2 protein-coding genes are annotated in these 1,171 nt (G+C 36.5%); both read left to right on the top strand.

The features are described from left to right. The first annotated feature begins 191 nt into the window (after nt 1-191). Nucleotides 192-533 carry a hypothetical protein gene (locus tag XEN7305_RS17245; RefSeq protein ID WP_006510766.1) on the top strand — a complete coding sequence of 114 codons (342 nt, stop codon included), beginning with the start codon at nt 192-194 and terminating at the stop codon, nt 531-533. Nucleotides 534-536: 3 nt separating this feature from the next. Continuing rightward, nucleotides 537-929, top strand: coding sequence for an HNH endonuclease (locus XEN7305_RS17240; protein ID WP_006510765.1), 393 nt, complete (start codon nt 537-539; stop codon nt 927-929). Nucleotides 930-1,171 lie beyond the last annotated feature (242 nt).

The raw sequence follows: 1,171 nt of genomic DNA, 5'->3' as shown, positions 1-1,171 counted from the left end.
TCTGATACCTGGGTGTTCGCACCGAGGTTTTTTGTTTTTAAGGGTATAGCGATCTCTAATCTCTTCGCCTTACTCTTAACCAAGTGCGATCGCTATAGTTCAAATTATTTTTTCGGAAAGATAGTTAGATTAAAATGAATCTATAAAACTAAATTTATGCTGCTTAAATCCATAACCATCAGACCCCTACTATGGTGAAAATCACTCTAGAAGTCCCAGATGAACTTTCAGAACAGTTATTGCAAATGGGCGATCGCCTTCCCGAGCTTTTAGCACTTAGTCTGCAACAACCGCCACTCCCAGCTAAAATTTATCGTTATATTCTCGATTTCCTAGCAAGTAAACCAACACCAGAACAAATTATTGCTTTTCGTCCTACTGCTCAAATGCAGGAAAGGCTCAAAACTCTACTAACACTTAGCAAAACAGGGAACCTTAGCATCACAGAACAACAAGAACTTGATGAATACGAACGTATTGAGCACTTAGTAATCATGATTAAAGCAGGGAGCTTTCCTTATTTAGAGGGTTAGTTTATGAGCACGACCTATATTCCTGTAGCAGTGCGTCGTTTGGTAGAAAAAAGAGCCCACTATCAGTGTGAATATTGCTTAATTCCTGCTAATTTGTCTTTCTTTCCCCACGAAATCGATCACATTATTGCAGAAAAACATGGCGGGAAAACAGAAGCAAATAACTTAGCTTATACTTGTTGGCGTTGCAACCGATATAAGGGAACAGATTTAGGATCGTTTGATCCGCAAACAAGCGATTTTTCTTTTCTATTCAATCCTCGTATTCAGCAATGGATTAAACATTTTGCAGTTGAACATTTCCAGATCTTAGGATTGACTTCGGTTGGACGAACAACGGCAAAATTACTTCAGTTTAATAATGATGAACGTATTGCAGAAAGGGAAAGACTATAACAAATTTCGCATCGTAATACTTTAACTTTTTTTGTAGCTCTTAAATAGACTTGGTTTCTCCTGTTATTTGCGATCGCGTTACTCATCATCTGCGATCGCATTGAATTATTACTCCATCAAAAAAATACTGGTAATCCCTGATTAGATTTGCTTATCAATAGCATCAAAAAACTTTTTGTCAATTTTTCTTTACAATTCTTAAAATTACTGTTACATTATTTAATATAGACAAGTAACAACGC

It is taken from the genome of Xenococcus sp. PCC 7305 (assembly GCF_000332055.1).
GTDB lineage: Bacteria > Cyanobacteriota > Cyanobacteriia > Cyanobacteriales > Xenococcaceae > Xenococcus.
The sequence above is the reverse complement of the archived record's forward strand: the minus strand, read 5'-3'. Positions and strand labels throughout refer to the sequence as shown.